Source organism: Curtobacterium pomorum (assembly GCF_044497295.1).
Classification (GTDB): domain Bacteria; phylum Actinomycetota; class Actinomycetes; order Actinomycetales; family Microbacteriaceae; genus Curtobacterium.
Map to the genome: position 1 here is coordinate 472,669 of NZ_CP172409.1, position 16,175 is coordinate 488,843.

General features: G+C 70.5%; 14 protein-coding genes. 9 read left to right on the forward strand and 5 right to left on the reverse strand.

The window, feature by feature from the left end:
- Positions 1-107: 107 nt before the first annotated feature.
- Entirely contained in the window at positions 108-263 is a 156-nt protein-coding gene (locus ACGH48_RS02355; RefSeq protein WP_185021236.1) for a hypothetical protein, read from the reverse strand.
- 267 nt (positions 264-530) lie between these two features.
- Here ACGH48_RS02355 and ACGH48_RS02360 point away from each other — a divergent pair, with 267 nt between their 5' ends.
- The 7 genes from ACGH48_RS02360 to ACGH48_RS02390 all read left to right on the forward strand — a co-directional run bounded on the left by ACGH48_RS02360 (position 531) and on the right by ACGH48_RS02390 (position 9,324).
- The gene (locus ACGH48_RS02360) at positions 531-1,592 is read left to right on the forward strand and encodes a LacI family DNA-binding transcriptional regulator (protein ID WP_396290031.1); all 1,062 of its coding nucleotides are present in this window, start codon (positions 531-533) and stop codon (positions 1,590-1,592) included.
- Positions 1,593-1,846: 254 nt separating this feature from the next.
- On the forward strand, positions 1,847-3,565 hold the full coding sequence (locus ACGH48_RS02365) for an ABC transporter substrate-binding protein (protein ID WP_396290032.1): 1,719 nt from the start codon (positions 1,847-1,849) through the stop codon (positions 3,563-3,565).
- Complete coding sequence (locus tag ACGH48_RS02370; protein WP_123310534.1) at positions 3,562-4,542, forward strand: ABC transporter permease; 981 nt, start codon at positions 3,562-3,564, stop codon at positions 4,540-4,542. Before ACGH48_RS02365 ends, ACGH48_RS02370 begins: the two co-directional genes overlap by 4 nt.
- Positions 4,539-5,492 (forward strand): ABC transporter permease, encoded by a 954-nt coding sequence (locus tag ACGH48_RS02375; protein ID WP_123310532.1) that lies wholly within the window; start codon positions 4,539-4,541, stop codon positions 5,490-5,492. The genes ACGH48_RS02370 and ACGH48_RS02375 overlap by 4 nt, the downstream gene beginning before the upstream one ends.
- Positions 5,485-7,239, forward strand: a complete 1,755-nt coding sequence (locus ACGH48_RS02380) for an ABC transporter ATP-binding protein (protein ID WP_340197473.1) — start codon at positions 5,485-5,487, stop codon at positions 7,237-7,239. Before ACGH48_RS02375 ends, ACGH48_RS02380 begins: the two co-directional genes overlap by 8 nt.
- Complete coding sequence (locus ACGH48_RS02385; RefSeq protein WP_396290034.1) at positions 7,236-8,105, forward strand: alpha/beta fold hydrolase; 870 nt, start codon at positions 7,236-7,238, stop codon at positions 8,103-8,105. Before ACGH48_RS02380 ends, ACGH48_RS02385 begins: the two co-directional genes overlap by 4 nt.
- Positions 8,106-8,133: 28 nt before the next feature.
- Positions 8,134-9,324, forward strand: coding sequence for a glycoside hydrolase family 1 protein (locus tag ACGH48_RS02390; protein WP_396291151.1), 1,191 nt, complete (start codon positions 8,134-8,136; stop codon positions 9,322-9,324).
- A gap of 13 nt (positions 9,325-9,337) precedes the next feature.
- On the opposite strand, the gene ACGH48_RS02395 is transcribed toward ACGH48_RS02390, so the two are convergent.
- Both ACGH48_RS02395 and ACGH48_RS02400 read right to left on the reverse strand, forming a co-directional pair.
- Positions 9,338-10,537 carry an ankyrin repeat domain-containing protein gene (locus ACGH48_RS02395; protein WP_396290035.1) on the reverse strand — a complete coding sequence of 400 codons (1,200 nt, stop codon included), beginning with the start codon at positions 10,535-10,537 and terminating at the stop codon, positions 9,338-9,340.
- 14 nt (positions 10,538-10,551) lie between these two features.
- Entirely contained in the window at positions 10,552-11,685 is a 1,134-nt protein-coding gene (locus ACGH48_RS02400; RefSeq protein WP_396290036.1) for an acyltransferase family protein, read from the reverse strand.
- A gap of 105 nt (positions 11,686-11,790) precedes the next feature.
- Here ACGH48_RS02400 and ACGH48_RS02405 point away from each other — a divergent pair, with 105 nt between their 5' ends.
- Together ACGH48_RS02405 and ACGH48_RS02410 are read left to right on the forward strand one after the other, a co-directional pair.
- Complete coding sequence (locus ACGH48_RS02405) at positions 11,791-13,020, forward strand: glycosyltransferase family 4 protein (protein ID WP_396290037.1); 1,230 nt, start codon at positions 11,791-11,793, stop codon at positions 13,018-13,020.
- Positions 13,017-13,706 (forward strand): sugar transferase, encoded by a 690-nt coding sequence (locus ACGH48_RS02410; RefSeq protein WP_396290038.1) that lies wholly within the window; start codon positions 13,017-13,019, stop codon positions 13,704-13,706. The genes ACGH48_RS02405 and ACGH48_RS02410 overlap by 4 nt, the downstream gene beginning before the upstream one ends.
- Before the next feature lie 90 nt (positions 13,707-13,796).
- Here ACGH48_RS02410 and ACGH48_RS02415 read toward each other — a convergent pair whose 3' ends face one another.
- On the reverse strand, positions 13,797-14,936 hold the full coding sequence (locus ACGH48_RS02415; protein WP_396290039.1) for a glycosyltransferase: 1,140 nt from the start codon (positions 14,934-14,936) through the stop codon (positions 13,797-13,799).
- A complete protein-coding gene (locus ACGH48_RS02420; protein ID WP_396290040.1) occupies positions 14,933-16,162 on the reverse strand; it encodes a glycosyltransferase family 4 protein in 1,230 nt (409 codons plus the stop codon). The genes ACGH48_RS02415 and ACGH48_RS02420 overlap by 4 nt, the downstream gene beginning before the upstream one ends.
- Positions 16,163-16,175: the final 13 nt, after the last annotated feature.

Here is a 16,175-nt window from a genome sequence, read left to right on the forward strand (position 1 = left end):
CGTGACGCTGTCCGTGCCGTGGACGCGGGCGTCCCGAGACGCGACCCGACAGGAGCTGCCGAGCCGCGTCTCCTGGCCGTGGCCTGGTCGACGCCGGACGCGACCCGTTACGGGCGGTCCGGGCGTTCCTCTGCCGCGTCGAGCTGGTCGAACGTCGAGCCGCCGCTGCCGTCGGTGCGGTCGAGCAGTGCGTCGCGCACCTCGGCCTCGTCGTGGCTCGCGCGGTTGGCCAGCTTGCTTCCGGATCGTGTCGCCTGTGACATGTCGGTGTCCTTCCCCTGTGTGTGGGCATCGTGGTGAGCGCGGGCATCCTGCCCGCCGGTGCGCTTCCTCACGGGACGTACTGAGGTCGCAACAGTGTGACGCGCTCGCTTCCGTCGCCGCAAGGCCCCTGCGTCACATGTGGAAAAGTGCCGGGGAGGAGCATGCCTAGGATGGTGCGGCCGCGCCGCAACGGTGCGACCCAGCGGACGTCGGACGGGAGGCACGGCTTGGCTGCACCGCGCACCGCACCTCCCACGGTCTACGACGTGGCCAGTGCCGCGAACGTCTCGATCGCGACCGTCTCGCGCGTGCTCCGCACGCCGGACGCCGTCCGCGAGGGCACCCGGGACCGCGTCCAGGCGGCGATCCGCAGCCTCGGCTACGTCCCCTCCGGCAACGCCCGCGCCCTCGCCGGCAAGCGCACCGGCGTCGTCGGACTGCTGCTGCCCGGGTTCGACGTGGTGCCCGACGAGCGGCCGGACCTCGTCACCGACGGCGGCGTCCGCGTGGTCGACGACCGGCGGCACGTGACGCAGCCGTTCTCGTCCAACCTGTACTTCGACGAGGTCCTGCGCGGCGCCGAGACCGAGGCCTGGCAGCGCGGCCTCGCGCTCATGGTCGCCGCAGGTCGGGGCTCGTCGCGCGACGTGATCGTCAACGACGTCGCCGGCCGGGTGGACGGCCTCGCGGTGCTCGCACAGACCGTCCCGGACGACCTGCTCGAGCACGTCGCCCGTCGGATCCCCGTCGTGGTGCTCGCCGACGACCGGCGGTCGCACGGCTTCGACTCGGTGAGCGTCGACAACACGGCCGGCATGCGCACGCTCGCGTCGCACGTGATCGGGCGGCTCGGCATCCGGTCGCTCGCGTACGTCGCGGGTCCGATCGACTCACCGGACGACATGGAGCGCTCGACGGGCTTCCGGTCGGCGTTGGCGGACCACGGGGTGCCGGTGTCGTCGGTCCGAGTGGTGCACGGCGACTTCGGCCGGGCGCGGGCGCGGGAACTGGCGGAGACGTTGCTGGCCGCCGACGTGCCCCGGGCCGTCGTCTGCTCGAACGACCAGTCGGCGCTCGGGGTGCTCGACGCCGCCGCCGCACGGGGTCTCCGCGTGCCCGAGGACGTCGTCGTCACCGGGTTCGACGGCATCGACGCCGGGCGGTTCTCGTCACCGCGGCTCACGACGGTGCACCAGCCGATGGGTGAGCTCGGGCGTGCAGCGGTGCGGGCGATCGTCGACCGGCTGGACCGCCGCGAGGGGCCGCCGCGTGCCGTCCGGCTGCCGGTCGAGGTGCTGCTGCGTGAGAGCTGCCCGCCGGCGTTGTAGGGCGCGCTGGGTCCGCACCGTGCCGCCTTGCTCATCCCGTGCGACGTTGCTTGCCTGGTGCCAGCCTGCAGCGGCGCACGGAGCGGGCAACCTCGCACCGGTTGGGGGAACGGGCACCGTGCGGCGCCCGCAACCTCGCACCCGCCGACCGAGCGCGCACCGTGCCGCCCCGGCACGGAACCCCGGTGTTGCGCTGCGCGATGTAAGCGCATACATTGACCCAGTACCGATTCGACACGGAGGTCGACCGAGCAATGACGCTTCCCCCACAGCGCAACGGCGCCCGACGACGCGGACGACTCGTCGCGGCGATCGCCGGGCTCGCAGCAGTGGCCCTCATGGCCACGGGCTGCAGCATCCAGGTCCGGTCCGAACCCGATCCCACGATCGGCAAGGACACGATGCTCATCAACGCGGACCGCGGCAACCCGCTGTTCGACCGCAACTTCAACCCGTACATCGCGAACGCCCGCACGGCCTCCAAGTGGATGTACGAGCCGCTCATCGAGATCAACCCGCTCGACGGCAAGGGCACCCCGTGGCTGGCCAGCAAGTGGAGCCAGCCCGACGCGAAGACCATCGACATGACGATCCGCCAGGGCGTCGAGTGGTCCGACGGCTCGCCGTTCTCGGCGAAGGACGTCGTCTTCACGTTCGACCTGCTGAAGAAGTTCCCCGCCATGGACGTCAAGGGCGCCTGGCAGCACATCGAGCGCATCGAGCAGGACGGTGACCACGTCGTCTTCCACCTCAAGGGCGAGGACGTCCCGAGCCTCAACATCATCGGCGCGACGTACATCCTCGGCGAGCAGCACTGGGGCGGGGTGAAGGACCCGACCACGTGGCGGGACCCGAACCCGGTCGGCACCGGTCCGTTCGTGCTCGGGAACTACACCGACCAGCAGTACTCGATGAACAAGAACCCGACGTACTGGCAAGCCGACAAGATCGCCATCAAGCACCTCATCCTGCCGGCGACGAACACGCAGCTCGACACCGTCACCCGCGGCTACGACTGGGCGTACTCGTTCATCTCCGACGTCAAGGGCACCTGGGGCGCCGCGTCGAAGACGAACCAGTGGTGGTTCCCGGCCGGCGGTGTGATCGGCCTCATCCCGAACCTGACGAAGGCGCCGTACAACGACGTCAACGTCCGCAAGGGCATCTCGCTCGCGCTGAACCGTGACGACATCGCCGAGACCGCCTCCGAGGGCAACCTGTCGGCAGCGGGCCAGACCGGCCTGATCCTGCCGAACCAGGAGCAGTACCTCAACCCGGACATCCCCGACCAGGGCATGATCACGCAGGACGTCGACGCCGCGAAGCGCGAACTCGCGAAGTCCGGCTACACCGAGCAGGGCGGCAAGATCATGAAGGACGGCAAGCAGCTGTCCATCAACATCATGACCGCGAACGGCTACTCGGACTGGCTCCGCGCCGCGCAGGAGGTCCGCCGCTCCCTGACGGCCATCGGCATCAAGGTGACGATCCAGGCCCCGCAGCCGGCCGGCTACCAGCAGAACATCAACAACGGCACCTTCGACATGGCGATGGGCGGCATGGGCAACGGCGACGTCTACCAGGCGTTCAACTCCCTGCTCAGCAGCGACTTCTACCAGCCGGTGGGCAAGTCGACGGTGAACAACTACGAGCGCTACAAGAACGCCGACACCCAGAAGCTCCTCGACGAGTACAAGGCGACGACGGACCCCGCGAAGCAGCAGGAGATCCTGAACCAGCTGCAGGAGATCGTCTACGACGACCTGCCCGTCATCGGCATGTACTACGGCGGGCTCTGGGGCCTGTTCAACACCGGCAAGTTCGTCGGGTGGCCCACCGCGAAGGACCCGTACATGGCACCGCAGAACTACGACTCCGCGCCGCTGCTCATCTTCACGAAGCTCCGGCTCCGTGACAGCGCAGCCGGCAAGCAGATCCTGCAGGAGCAGAAGGCGCAGGGGGACCAGAAGTGAAGTACATCCTGCAGAAACTCGTCCTGTTCGTCCTGACCCTCTGGGCCGCGGTCACGCTGAACTTCCTGCTCCCGCGCCTGATGCCCGGCAGCCCGGCCGACGCAGCCCTCGCGAAGCTCAGCCAGAACGGTCCGGTCACCGACGCCACCAAGAAAGCCATCGAGGCCCAGCTCGGCGTCCCCACCGGCAACCTGTGGGACCAGTACGTCAGCTACCTGCACCAGGTCATCACCCTCGACTTCGGCACGAGCTACACGTTCTACCCGCAGCCCGTCGGTGACCTCGTCGCGAAGGCCCTGCCGTACACGCTGATCCTGGTCGGCGTCGTCACGATCCTCGCGTTCGTGCTCGGCACCCTCATCGGTGTCGCGGCGGCGTGGAAGCGCGGCACCTGGCTCGACTCGCTCCCGACGCTGTCGGGCTCGTTCATGTCGACGTTCCCGTACTTCTGGACCGCCCTGCTCCTGCTGTTCTTCCTCGGCTACGTGCTGCACTGGTTCCCGACGACGGGCGCCTACTCGGCGACCACGACCCCGGGGCTCAACGGAGCGTTCGCAGCCGACGCCCTGCAGCACGCGGTGCTGCCCGCGGTGACGATCCTGGTGACGAGCCTCGGCGGCTGGATCATCGGCATGCGCAACGCGATGATCAACACCCTCGGTGACGACTACGTGACGTTCGCCGAGGCCAACGGCCTCCGCGGCCGCACCGTCGCGATCCGCTACGCGGCCCGCAACGCGATCCTGCCGAACCTGACCGGCTTCGGTCTGGCACTCGGTGGCGTGGTCGGCGGTTCGGTGCTGGTCGAGCAGGTCTTCGGCTACCCCGGCATCGGCTACCTGCTGTTCAACGCCGTCATCGGCCAGGACTACCCGCTCATGCAGGCCCTCTTCCTGATGATCACCGTGTCGGTGCTCATCGCCAACTTCATCGTGGACGTCATGTACGGCGTCCTGGACCCGAGGACGCGTCGATGACCAACACCACCACTCCGGACGCCACAGTCGCAGTCCGCACGCAAGAAGAAGCAGCCCAGGCGCCGAGCAAGCTCCGCGCCGCCGCCCGCCAGTTCGGCGTGGTCTGGTCGAACTCGAAGGCCCGGATCGGCATCATCATCCTCGGGGTGTTCGTGCTGGTCGCGATCTTCGCGCCGCTCCTGGCCCCGTACGGCGCCAGCCAGAACGGGTTCGCCCGCTCCGCCGACGCGACCGCCGACCACTGGATGGGCACCACCGCCGCCGGCGAGGACGTCCTCTCCCAGATCATCTACGGCGCACGGATCTCCGTGATGGTCGGCGCGGTCGCGGGCATCCTGTCCACGCTCGTCGCCGTCGCGATCGGCCTCAGCTGGGGCTACGTCCGCGGGTGGATCGGCGAGGTCATCGGCTTCGTCGTGAACCTGTTCCTGGTCATCCCGGGTCTGCCCCTGATGATCGTCATCGCCGCGTACCTGCAGAACGGCGGGATCGCCGTCATCATCGCGGTGATCGTCGTCACCGGCTGGGCCTGGGGCGCTCGCGTCCTGCGGAGCCAGACGCAGTCCCTGCGCGGCCGCGACTTCGTGACGGCGGCGCAGTTCTCCGGTGACGGTGCGACCCGCATCGTGTTCCGCGAGATCCTGCCGAACATGACCTCGCTCATCGTCGGCTCGTTCTTCGGGGCGGCCACGAGCGCGATCCTGGCCGAGGCCGGCCTCGAGTTCCTCGGGCTCGGCGACTCGTCGATCGTCAGCTGGGGCACGATCCTCTACTGGGCGCAGAACTCGAACGCGCTGCTCACCGGCCAGTGGATCCTGCTCTTCGCCCCCGGCCTCTGCATCGCGCTGCTCGCGATGAGCCTCACCCTGATCAACTTCGGCGTCGACGCCGTCTCCAACCCGCGGCTGCGCGAGGGCGCGCGTCGTCCCAAGGGAGCCAAGAATGCCTGAATCCACCCTGGAGGCCCGTGCCGGGTCCGCCCCGCAGGCTGCGGACGTCCTGCTCGACGTCCGCGACCTGTCGGTCGTCTACGAGTCGGCCGGCCAGACGGCCGTCCAGGCGGTCGACCACGTGTCGTTCCAGCTTCGGAAGGGCGAGTTCGTCGGCCTGGTCGGCGAGTCCGGTTCGGGCAAGTCGACGCTCGGCTACGCGCTGACACGGCTGCAGAAGCCGCCGGCGCGCACGAACGGCGGCAGCATCGTCTTCAACGGCCACGACATCCGCGACCTCGACGAGGAAGCACTCCGCCAGCAGCGCCAGGGCGGTTTCGCCATGGTGCTGCAGTCCGGAATGAACGCACTGAACCCGGTGCGCACCGTCCGGAACCACTTCATCGACATCTTCAAGGCGCACGGCCACGTGTCGCGCGACCGCTGGGACGCCCGGATGAAGGAGCTCATCGAGAAGGTGAAGCTGCCGACGTCGATGCTCGCCCGGTTCCCGGGGGAGCTCTCCGGCGGCATGCGGCAGCGCGTCTCGATCGCCCTGGCGTTGTCGCTCGAACCGCAGCTCATGGTGTTCGACGAGCCGACCACGGCGCTCGACGTGCTCGTGCAGCACGCCGTCATGGACACGATCATCGAGCTGCAGCAGTCCGAGGGCTTCACGGCCATCCTGATCAGCCACGACCTCGGCATCGTGCTCGAGGCCACCGAGCGCGTGCTCGTGATGCACGAGGGCCGCATCGTCGAGGACGGCGGCTCAAGGGAGCTCCTGCGCAACCCGCAGGACGAGTACACGCAGATGCTGCTCTCGCACTACGCCGACCCGCGGGCGGAGGTCGTGTCCCTGCCCGGGTTCCCGGACCGGTCGCAGCGTGCGACGTCGGGCGAGAAGCGGCAGGAGGCGACGTCGTCGTTCAGCACCGTCGGCTCGCGTGAGCGCTCGGCGGCGAAGAACCCGATCGTCGTCTCGAACATCGTGAAGACGTACCCGGCTCCGCGCCGCGGCGAGCAGCCCGTGCAGGCGGTGCGCGACGTGTCGTTCACCCTCGAGCCGGGGCAGTCGCTCGCCCTGGTCGGCCAGTCCGGATCCGGCAAGTCGACGATCGCGAAGCTCCTGACCGGGGTCGAGAAGCCGACGACCGGTACCGTCCGGTTCGGCGACCTCGACGTCGCGCGGCTGGGCAAGCGCGGTCTGCGCGACCTCCGGTCCGAGGTGCAGATGGTCTTCCAGGACCCGTACGCGGCGCTCAACCCACTGCACACCGTGGAGTACACGCTGTCCCGCCCGATCGCGAACTACACGGACCTGACGGGCAAGGACGCGCGGCACCGCGTGCTCGAGCTCCTCGAGACCGTTGGGCTGACCCCGGTCGAGCAGTTCGCGCAGAAGCTCCCGCACCAGCTCTCCGGCGGACAGCGGCAGCGCGTCGTCATCGCCAGGGCACTCGCATCCGACCCGCAGGTGATCATCGCCGACGAGCCGGTCTCGATGCTCGACGTGACCCTGCGCGCCGGCGTGCTCGCCCTGCTCGAGGACCTGCGCGAGCAGTGGGGCGTCTCACTCCTCTACATCACGCACGACCTGCTCAGCGCACGGCTCATCACCGACGACATCATGGTGCTCCACGAGGGTGCCGTGGTCGAGCGCGGGCACACGGCCGAGGTGCTGCAGAACCCGCAGGACCCGTACACGATCGCCCTCCTCGACGCCGTGCCGAACCCCCGACGGGCACTGGCGGAGGGGCGGCTGTGACCACGCTCCACGACTTCCCGGCGGTGCCGGCGTTCGGCCACCTGCCGACACCGGACGGCGTGGACGTCGTCGGGATCGACCTGCCGGTCGGACGGCTCACCGCGTACCGGATCGTCCCGTCCGGTCCCTCGAAGGGCACGGTCCTCATCGTCCCGGGCTACACCGGTTCGAAGGAGGACTGGCGGACGTTCCTGCCGATCCTCCGCGACGCCGGGTGGTCGGCGGTGGCGATCAGTCGCCGCGGACAGGCGGACTCGGCGGCACCGGACGACCGCACGGCCTACTCGCTCGAGCACGAGGCCGCGGACGTCGTCCGCGTCGCCGGACTGCTCGACGACGGGGCACCGGTCCACCTCATCGGCCACTCGCTCGGCGGTGTGATCGTCCGCGCCGCGGCGATCGCGTCCCCGACGTCGTTCCGCGACGTGACGATGTTCTGCTCCGGCCCGCACGGCTGGCAGTACCGGAAGGCCGCCGAGAAGACCATCGTCGCCGACACGTGCTCCAACCGCGCGCTGTTCGACGCGCAGAACCCGCTCTGGGCCGGCCGGCCCGACGCGGAGCTGCCCGACGACGTCCGGATGGTCCGCGAACGCTTCGACCACACGAGCGTGCTCAGCGTGCTCGCCGGTGCGGCGATCCTCGAGGACCGCGCCGACACCACCGACGCCCTGCGTGCGACCGGGCTGCCGGTCCTCGTCGCGCACGGCGTCTGGGACGGCGCCTGGCCGATCCCGTGGCAGGCGGACATGGCCGAGCGGCTCGGCGCCGAGTACGCCGTCATCGCCGAGAGCTACCACGGCCCCCAGGTCGAGAACCCGCTCGGGACGGTCGCCGTCTTCGACACGTTCATGAGCAAGCACTGACACGAACGCCCACTGAAAGGACCCCGTCATCACCACGCTCGACTTCCCGAAGGGCTTCCTCTGGGGCGCCGCCACCGCTGCGCACCAGATCGAGGGCAACAACATCAACTCGAACTGGTGGGTGCACGAGCACGAGCCGGACACCACCATCGTCGAACCCTCCGGCGACGCCGCGGACAGCTACCACCGCTACCGCGACGACATCCGGATCGCCGCTGAGCTCGGCCTGAACTCGTACCGCTTCAGCATCGAGTGGGCGCGCATCGAGCCGGAGCGCGGGTTCGTCAGCCGCGCCGAGGTCGACCACTACCGCCGCATGGTCGAGACGTGCCACGAGTTCGGCATCGAACCGATCGTCACGCTCATGCACTTCACGGTGCCGCGCTGGTTCGAGCGCGACGGCTTCTGGCGCGCCCCCGACGCCGCCGACCTGTTCGCCCGGTACACGGAAGCGGCGCTCCCCGTGGTGTCCGACGGCGTCCGGTACGTCTGCACGATCAACGAGCCGAACATCGCGGCGATGCTCGCCGGCGGCGAGGACGCGTCGAACCTCGTGGCCTACGGCCTGCCGAACCCGGACCTCGGCGTCGCCGACGCCCTGCTGGCCAGCCACAAGCGGTCGCGCGAGGTGCTGGGACAGGTGTCGGGCCTCCAATCCGGGTGGACCATCGCGACCCAGGCCTTCAAGTCCAACGGCGAGCCCGGCGCGGACGCGATGCTCCGCGAGTACGGGTACCCGCGCGACGACTGGTACCTCGAGAACGCTGCCGGCGACGACTTCCTCGGCGTGCAGGCGTACACCCGGACCTTCATCGGCGCTTCCGGTCCGTTGCCCGTGGCGGACGACGTCGAGACGACCCTGACCGGCTGGGAGTTCTACCCCGAGGCCTCGGCCGACGGGCTGCGCAGCGCGTGGGAGCTCTCCGGCGGCGTCCCGCTGATGATCACCGAGAACGGCATCGCCACCGCCGACGACACCCGTCGGCAGGCGTACACGCAGGGTGCCCTCGAGGGGATCCACCGCTGCATCGAGGACGGCATCGAGGTCCTCGGCTACCAGCACTGGTCGCTCCTCGACAACTACGAGTGGGCGTCCGGCTTCCGACCGACCTTCGGCCTGGTGTCGTGGGACCCGGAGACGTTCGAGCGCACACCGAAGGACTCGGCTCGCTGGTACGGGAAGGTCGCCCAGGCGAACGCGATCGAGACGACGGTCTAGTCCGCCCGCTCGTTCAGCTGCCCGAGTAGTAGTGCGCCAACTGCTCCGCGACCGCACGGTCGCGGAGCAGTTCTGCGCGCGCGGTGGCGGTCGAGCCCTCGTCGTCCTCGGCGTTCACGTCGACGTCGAGTGCGAGCACCGACCGCACGGTGTCCAGGTCACCGGAGTCGACTGCGGCGATCAGCAGGGACGCGCCCCGTGAGCCGAGCGCCCTGGTGTCCGCACCCGCGGCGGCGAGCGAACGCACGATCGCGGCGTGGCCACCCCATGCGGCGCGGACGATCGGGGTGTTGCCGTCGCCGTCCCGGGCCTCCAGGTCGGCGCCCGCAGCCACGAGCACGTCGATCGCCCGACGTGCGTCGCGGTCGATCGCCAGCGTCAGCGGCGTCCGCCCCTCGGTGTCCGTGAGCTGCAGCGACGCCCCGCGGTGGAGGAGCTCCTCGAGCATCTCGGGCCGGTCGAACCACGCGGCGGCATGCAGCGGGGCGAACCCCCAACGCGGGTCGACGTCGTCGACGTCGCTCGCGTCGTCGGCCAGGTGCAGCCCGCCCAGGTCGCCGTACGCGGCGGCACGCACCACCTCGGTGGCGTACTCGACCCAGCCATCGGGCACCGGACCGTGCCACCCACGGGCCGGCCGAGCGTCGAGCTCCGTGTAGACGGACTCGGGGACGCTCCGGATCGCGACCCGGACGCCGCGGAAGCGGATCGCCACCTCGCCGACGGGGGACACGAGCAGGCGGAGCTCCCACTGGTCGAGCTCGTGCAGGTACTCCAACTCGCCGCGCACCACGTGGGCGTCGCCGGCGAGCAGCGCCGCGGGGTCGGTCCCCGGGGGATCGACGACCGCGTCCCGAAGACGGAGGGTGACCCTGGCGTGGTTCCAGCGGCGCCACAGGCCGTCCGGGGTGTCGAGCACCTCGTCGTTGCGGACGATGACCTCGGTGTGCACGACCACGGGGTCGGGGACGCCGTGGCCCGGCAGGTCGACGGTCGTCGCGGTGTCGTCGTCATCGTCGTCGTCCGGGTGCTCGAGGTCCGGGTGCTCGACGTCCCAGCGCGCGATGCGGGAGTCCGTCCACTTGACGGTGAGGAGTGCGGCGACGGCCGGGGGAGCGTCCTCGAGCACCCGGGCGACGTGTTCCCGCTGTCCGTCGAAGTCCTCGAGGGAGACGTAGCCCACGGACGGCCAGTTCACTCGACTCCATCGCACGGGTCGACACTAGTTCACGGCTGACCGGCTGCCGTGTCGAGCGCTCGCTGGCCGGAGGAACGCGGGCGCAACGCCCACTTCCGGAAGCGGTCCGCGGGCTGCTCCACCGCGATGCCGAACAGGGCACCGATCCCCACCGCGACCACGAGGATGCCGAGGCGACCGCTCACCCCGCCCAGGTACGGCGTCAGGATCGCCAGGACGACGAGGTGCCACAGGTACAGCGAGTACGAGGCGCGGGCCCCGTACCACGCGAGCGGACGGACGCTCAGGACGCGGGCGGGCAGGGTCTCGACCGTCCCGAGGCCGGCGATGAAGCACGCTGCAGCAGCCCCCGAGAGCGGCAGCGCACCGATGATGAGGAGCGGATCGGACTTCCATCCCGGGTGGAACGCCGCGGCGATGGCGAGCAGGGCGATGAGGCCACCCCACGTCGCGGCCCGTGCTGCTCGACTGCTCCAGCGACCCGTGGCCCGCAGCCGGTCCAGCACCAGGGCTCCGAGACACCCCGAGGCGAGCGACGACATGCTGATCGGCGGGGAGTAGTAGACGGCCGCGGGGGCAGCATCGACGCCCGGGACGAAGAAGGGCGCGCACAACGCCGGGCCCACGACGATGAAGAGCAGCAGCGCCACCACGAGGGCACGTCGCCCCAGACGCCAGCCGATGAGCACGGCGAACAGCACGGGCCACAGCACGTAGAACTGCTCCTCTGCGGACAAGCTCCACAGGGGATCGAGAACGCCCTGGCGGATGCCGAAGAACGCCCGCGCGATGTTGGTCGTCCACGTCAGGGCGAGTGTCGCGGCGACACCGAGGTCCTCGACGGATCGGTTGAACCCGCCGACGACCGGCCACAGCACGGACACCCCGATGACCAGCACGACCACCGGCGGTGCGATCCGCAGGAAGCGGTTCAGGACGAAGCGGGGGAGGCGGACCCTGCCGTGCTTGCGGACCTCGGCGAGGAGCAGGCTCGTGATGAGCGTTCCGGACATCGCGTAGAAGACCGGGAGCGCCACGACCGCGCCGTGGATCCCCGGGGCTCCGAGGTGGTACGCCGTGATGAGCAACGCCAGGAACGCTCGCAGCCCGTCGAGGGCGGTGATGCGTTGGGTGAGTCTCGTCGCATGAGCCGGGATGTCCATCGAAGCAGTCTCACCAGACGGACCGGCTCCCCACGAGTTATTCACATGTGAAATGTAAACTTCACGCTGTCGACTCGACGAAACATCGATGTTAATATTTCACGTATGGATATCGTGTCGGACCGGCTGCGCGTGACCGTCGTCTCGCAGTACTACCCACCGGAGACGCACGGCGCACTGCCCGACTCCCTTGCACGGGAACTCGCTCGGCGGGGGCACGACGTCCGGGTCGTCACGAGCTTTCCCAACCACCCCTACGGCCGCGTGTTCCCCGGTTGGCGACAACGACTCCGACACCTCGAGCGCGACCGGGGGATCGCGATCCGCCGCGTCCCGATGATGCCGGACCACTCAGGCCGGGCACTCCGGCGGATCCTCGCGTACGTGAGCTTCGGTGCGTCGGTCCTCGCAGCCACCCGGTTCGTCCGGGGTTCCGACGTCGTCTACGTCTACTGTGCCCAACCCACGGCGGCCGTCGCCCCGATGCTCTGGCGTCGTCTGCTCGGCACCCCGTTCGTCCTGCACGTGCAGGACATCTGGCCCGAGTCCGTCACCGGTTCCGACATGCTCCCGTCGGGCGTCGTCACGAGGGCGGTCCGCGCGGTGCTCCTGCGGGCCCTGCGGGTCCTGCACGGTGCCGCAGCGGGTGTCGTCGCGATCTCGCCCGGCGCTGCGCAGCTGCTGATCGACCGTGGCGCCGACCCCGACCGCACGTCGGTCTGCCGCAACTGGGGTCGTCCCGACGCGGTCGCCGACCGTTCCGCGGTGACGCAGGCACCCGGCACCCACGTCGTCTACGCGGGGACCATCGGCCCCAACCAGGGCCTCGATGCCGTCGTCATCGCAGCAGCCCGGTGCGCAGACCTCCCCGACCTGTCCTTCACCTTCGTCGGCGACGGCATCGCCCTCGACGCCCTCCGTGCCCTCGCCGCCCGTGCGGGAGCGCACGACATCGTCTTCCGTCCTCCGGTCGCACCGGACGACATGGCCTCGGTGCACGCCAGCGCCGACTTCGAGATCGTCGCCCTGCGCGATGTCGCCATGTCCGCCGTCACCATCCCGTCGAAGCTGCAGGACGCCATGGCCCACGGTGTCCCGGTCATCGCCGCAGTGCCCGGTGACGCAGCCGACCTGGTCGCGTCCAGCGGTGCCGGGTTCGTCGTCACCCCCGAGGACGTCGACGAGCTCGAAGCCGCGTTCCGTGCGGCGCACGCGACCGACGCCGGCGAACGTGCGCGGCTCAGCAGCTGTGCGCGGACGACGGCTGAACGGACGATGCACGTCGACGCCGCCACAGACCACCTGGAACACGTCCTCCGAAAGGCAGCAGCATGACCACCCGAACCGTCCCCGATCAGATCGCCCGCCGTCCGTGGGACCCGTGGAAGCGCGGGTTCGACCTGGTCGCCGCTGTCCTGCTGCTCGTCGTGCTGTCGCCGCTGCTCCTGGTGGTCGCACTCCTCATCCGGCTCGACGACGGCGGTCCTGCGCTCTACCGGCAGACCCGGCCAGGGCGCTCCGGGCACGGCTTCGAGATCCTGAAGTTCCGGTCGATGCGCTCCGACGAGACGCTCGAGCGGATCGGCGCCGACGCCGACCACCAGCGCATCACGCCGCTCGGCAGGGTCCTCCGCGCGACGAGCATCGACGAACTCCCGAACCTCGTCAACGTGGTGCGGGGCGAGATGAGCATCGTCGGGCCCCGACCGCACCTGATGTCGTACCTGGAGCTCTACTCCGACCACCAGTCCCGGCGCCACGAGGTGCGACCCGGCATCACCGGCCTGGCGCAGGTCCGCGGCCGCAACGCCGTCGACTGGGCGACACGCCTCGACCACGACGTCGAGTACGTCGACCAGCGGACGCTCGTCCTCGACCTCCGGATCCTCCTCGCAACCGTCGGCACGGTCCTCGGCCGTCGTGGCGTCTCCGCTCCCGGCCACGCCACCATGGCGCTGTTCGAGGGCAACCACGGGACCGCCTCGGTGCCGCTCGTGCAGGAACCCGTCGGAGCGCGCTGAACGGAGCACGCCCCGCCCGATGAACGAACCAGCCCGGTGCCGACACGGCACCGGGCTGGTTCGTTCTCCGCGCCGTTCGACGGCCGGACGTCAGGACCGCGACGGACGGACGAGGTCGAACACGTGGGGTGCGCCCGCCGCGGTCGCCCGCCAGGCGTCGTAGCCGTCGGCTGCCGCGGCCGACCGAGCTTCGAGATCCGCCTGGTCGCGGTCTGCCCACGTCCGGAACGCCTCGCTCCACCCGTGGTCGTCCACCACGGTCCCACCACTGGCTCGCACGCGATCGGTCCAGGGGGTCGTCGCCGGGAGCAGGACGGGCCGTGCGGCAGCGAGTGCCTCGGCGATCGTGTGTCCGAAGTTCTCGCCGGCGGTCGCGGTGGCCATGGCGTGCGCGTGGGTGAGCGCCTCCATCGCGGCTTCGTGCGACAGTGAGCCGCGGAACTCGACCGTCACGTCGTCGGGCAGGGCTGCGGCGGCCGCTCGGCACCGGCGCGCGTACGCCGCGTCGTCGTCGGGACCGACGACGACCAGCCGGACGGGACGACCGACGTCCGCCAGTGCCTCGATGAGCAGGTGCGTGCGCTTCTTGGGACTGATCCGACCCAGGGTGACGAGTTCGAGCCGCGAGGAGCGCGGCACGGGTGCTCGTTCGGCCCGTTCGGGCAGCGACGTCTCGTTCTCCCGGACCACCACGTCGGCGCCGTCTCCCACGACCGAGCGGATGTGTGTCGCCTCGAGTGGGGTCGAGGCGTGCCAGACGATCCCCGAGAAGAGGCGCGTGGAGGCTGCGAGCGCCAGGAAGACCGCCTTCTTCGGGCGTTTCACCGCGAGCGCCCCGGCGTCGAACTCACCCCGGGGCGCGAGCAGCGTGCACGCGGGCCGCGCCAGGCCGAGCCGCCGGAGCACGAGGGGCAGCACGGCGAAGCGGGCGTCGAAGACGCTGTTGAGGTAGAGGACGTCAGGGGCCGGACGGCGGCAGATCGCCGACGCCAACCGCAGCAGGCCGGGCAGGCCGCGCGTGTCGACGTAGTGGACACGGCGGTCGCCGTCGCGGACCGGACCGACCGGTACGGCGAGACGCTCGTGGTGGCCCCGGTCGCGGTCGCGGGTGACGACCGTCACCGACACGTCCGCAGGCGCTGCGCGGGTCAGTGCGTCCAGGGTGCGGATCGGGCCGCCGCCGTCGACCGCGGGGGCGAAGTAGGGTGCGAGGACGCGGACCGTGGTCACCGTGCGTCACCGCCCGCGACGGCTTCGAGCAGGGTGCGCCACTGGTGTTCGGCGACGGGCAGGGCGAAGCGCTCGAGGACGTGGCGCCGTGCGGCCTCACCGCGTTCGACCGCCAGCGGCACGTTCTGCACGCTGTCCGCCAGCGCAGCAGCCAGGTCGTCGACCAGGCCGGGGCCGAAGGGGATGACCTGTCCGGCCTCCGCAGGCACTGCGTACGAGGCTCCGCGGGTGGCAGTCGTCACGACGGGGAGCCCACTGGCCATCGCCTCGAGGAAGACCACGCCGAGTCCCTCCTCGCGGCTCGCCAGGGCGAACACCGACGTTGCGCGCAGCAGTTCGGCGAGCTCGGCGTCGGAGGGCGACTCGATCACCCGCACGTGCTCGTCGAGGTGCAGTTCGGTGATCAACGTGCGGTGTTCCGTCGGCAGGTCGTGTCGGCCCGCGAGGACGAGCGGGTTCTCGAGTCTGTGCCGCGTGCGGGCCAGGGCGTAGGCGCGGAGGAGCGTCGGCACGTCCTTGCGTGCGTCGTTGAGGCGGCTCACCATCGTGATCGGTCCGTCTGCGGCCCAGCGGTCGGCCGGGCGGAAGTGGTCCGTGTCGACCCCGGTCGGCAGCAGGTGCACCGGACGCGGAGTGAGTTCGCGGAGGCGTGCTGCCATCGTGTCGTTGAGCGTGACGACCGCGTCCGGCAACTGCAGGGCCGCCCGGTCGAGGCGCGCGGTCGACGTCGTGGCCCGGCGGAGCAGCAGCCCGCGGAGACCCCGGGCCTCGGCGAGCCGGCCGGCGCGCTCCTCTTCGACGAGGGTCGCGACCTTGAGCACCCAGGGGACGGTGACGTCCCGCATCGCGGCGCCGATGGCCGGCGTGCCCGCGACGACGACCGCCGCGTCACACCCGTTCACCAGCTCGGACAGCGCACGCCGGGGGCGGTACCGGTTCGCCTCGAACTCGGGCATCGAGGTACCGACGTCCCAGACCTCGGGGTCGGAGCCGGGTCGGCGCTGCGCGACCGGACCACGCACGAGGCTGCCCGGGCGGAACACCGACCGGTGCTCGGCTGCTCGGTGGTACATGCGGGGCGCGACGATCCGGACGCGCCAGCGCTCGTCGGCCGGCACCTCCGGCCCGCTGACCGCGCCGACGACGAAGTCGGCGACGGCGGCCAGACCACCGCCGCGTGCCTCGGGGGTTCGGTACTCGGGGACGACGAGAGCGAGTGTGCGCATGGTGCGGGGTCCT

What these genes read in the sequence shown, in the direction of transcription:
- ACGH48_RS02355 (WP_185021236.1), bottom strand. Translation starts at nt 263, where the DNA reads ATGTCACAGGCGACACGATCCGGAAGCAAGCTGGCCAACCGCGCGAGC.
- ACGH48_RS02365 (WP_396290032.1), top strand. Translation starts at nt 1,847, where the DNA reads ATGACGCTTCCCCCACAGCGCAACGGCGCCCGACGACGCGGACGACTC.
- ACGH48_RS02375 (WP_123310532.1), top strand. Translation starts at nt 4,539, where the DNA reads ATGACCAACACCACCACTCCGGACGCCACAGTCGCAGTCCGCACGCAA.
- ACGH48_RS02380 (WP_340197473.1), top strand. Translation starts at nt 5,485, where the DNA reads ATGCCTGAATCCACCCTGGAGGCCCGTGCCGGGTCCGCCCCGCAGGCT.
- ACGH48_RS02400 (WP_396290036.1), bottom strand. Translation starts at nt 11,685, where the DNA reads ATGGACATCCCGGCTCATGCGACGAGACTCACCCAACGCATCACCGCC.
- ACGH48_RS02405 (WP_396290037.1), top strand. Translation starts at nt 11,791, where the DNA reads ATGGATATCGTGTCGGACCGGCTGCGCGTGACCGTCGTCTCGCAGTAC.
- ACGH48_RS02410 (WP_396290038.1), top strand. Translation starts at nt 13,017, where the DNA reads ATGACCACCCGAACCGTCCCCGATCAGATCGCCCGCCGTCCGTGGGAC.
- ACGH48_RS02420 (WP_396290040.1), bottom strand. Translation starts at nt 16,162, where the DNA reads ATGCGCACACTCGCTCTCGTCGTCCCCGAGTACCGAACCCCCGAGGCA.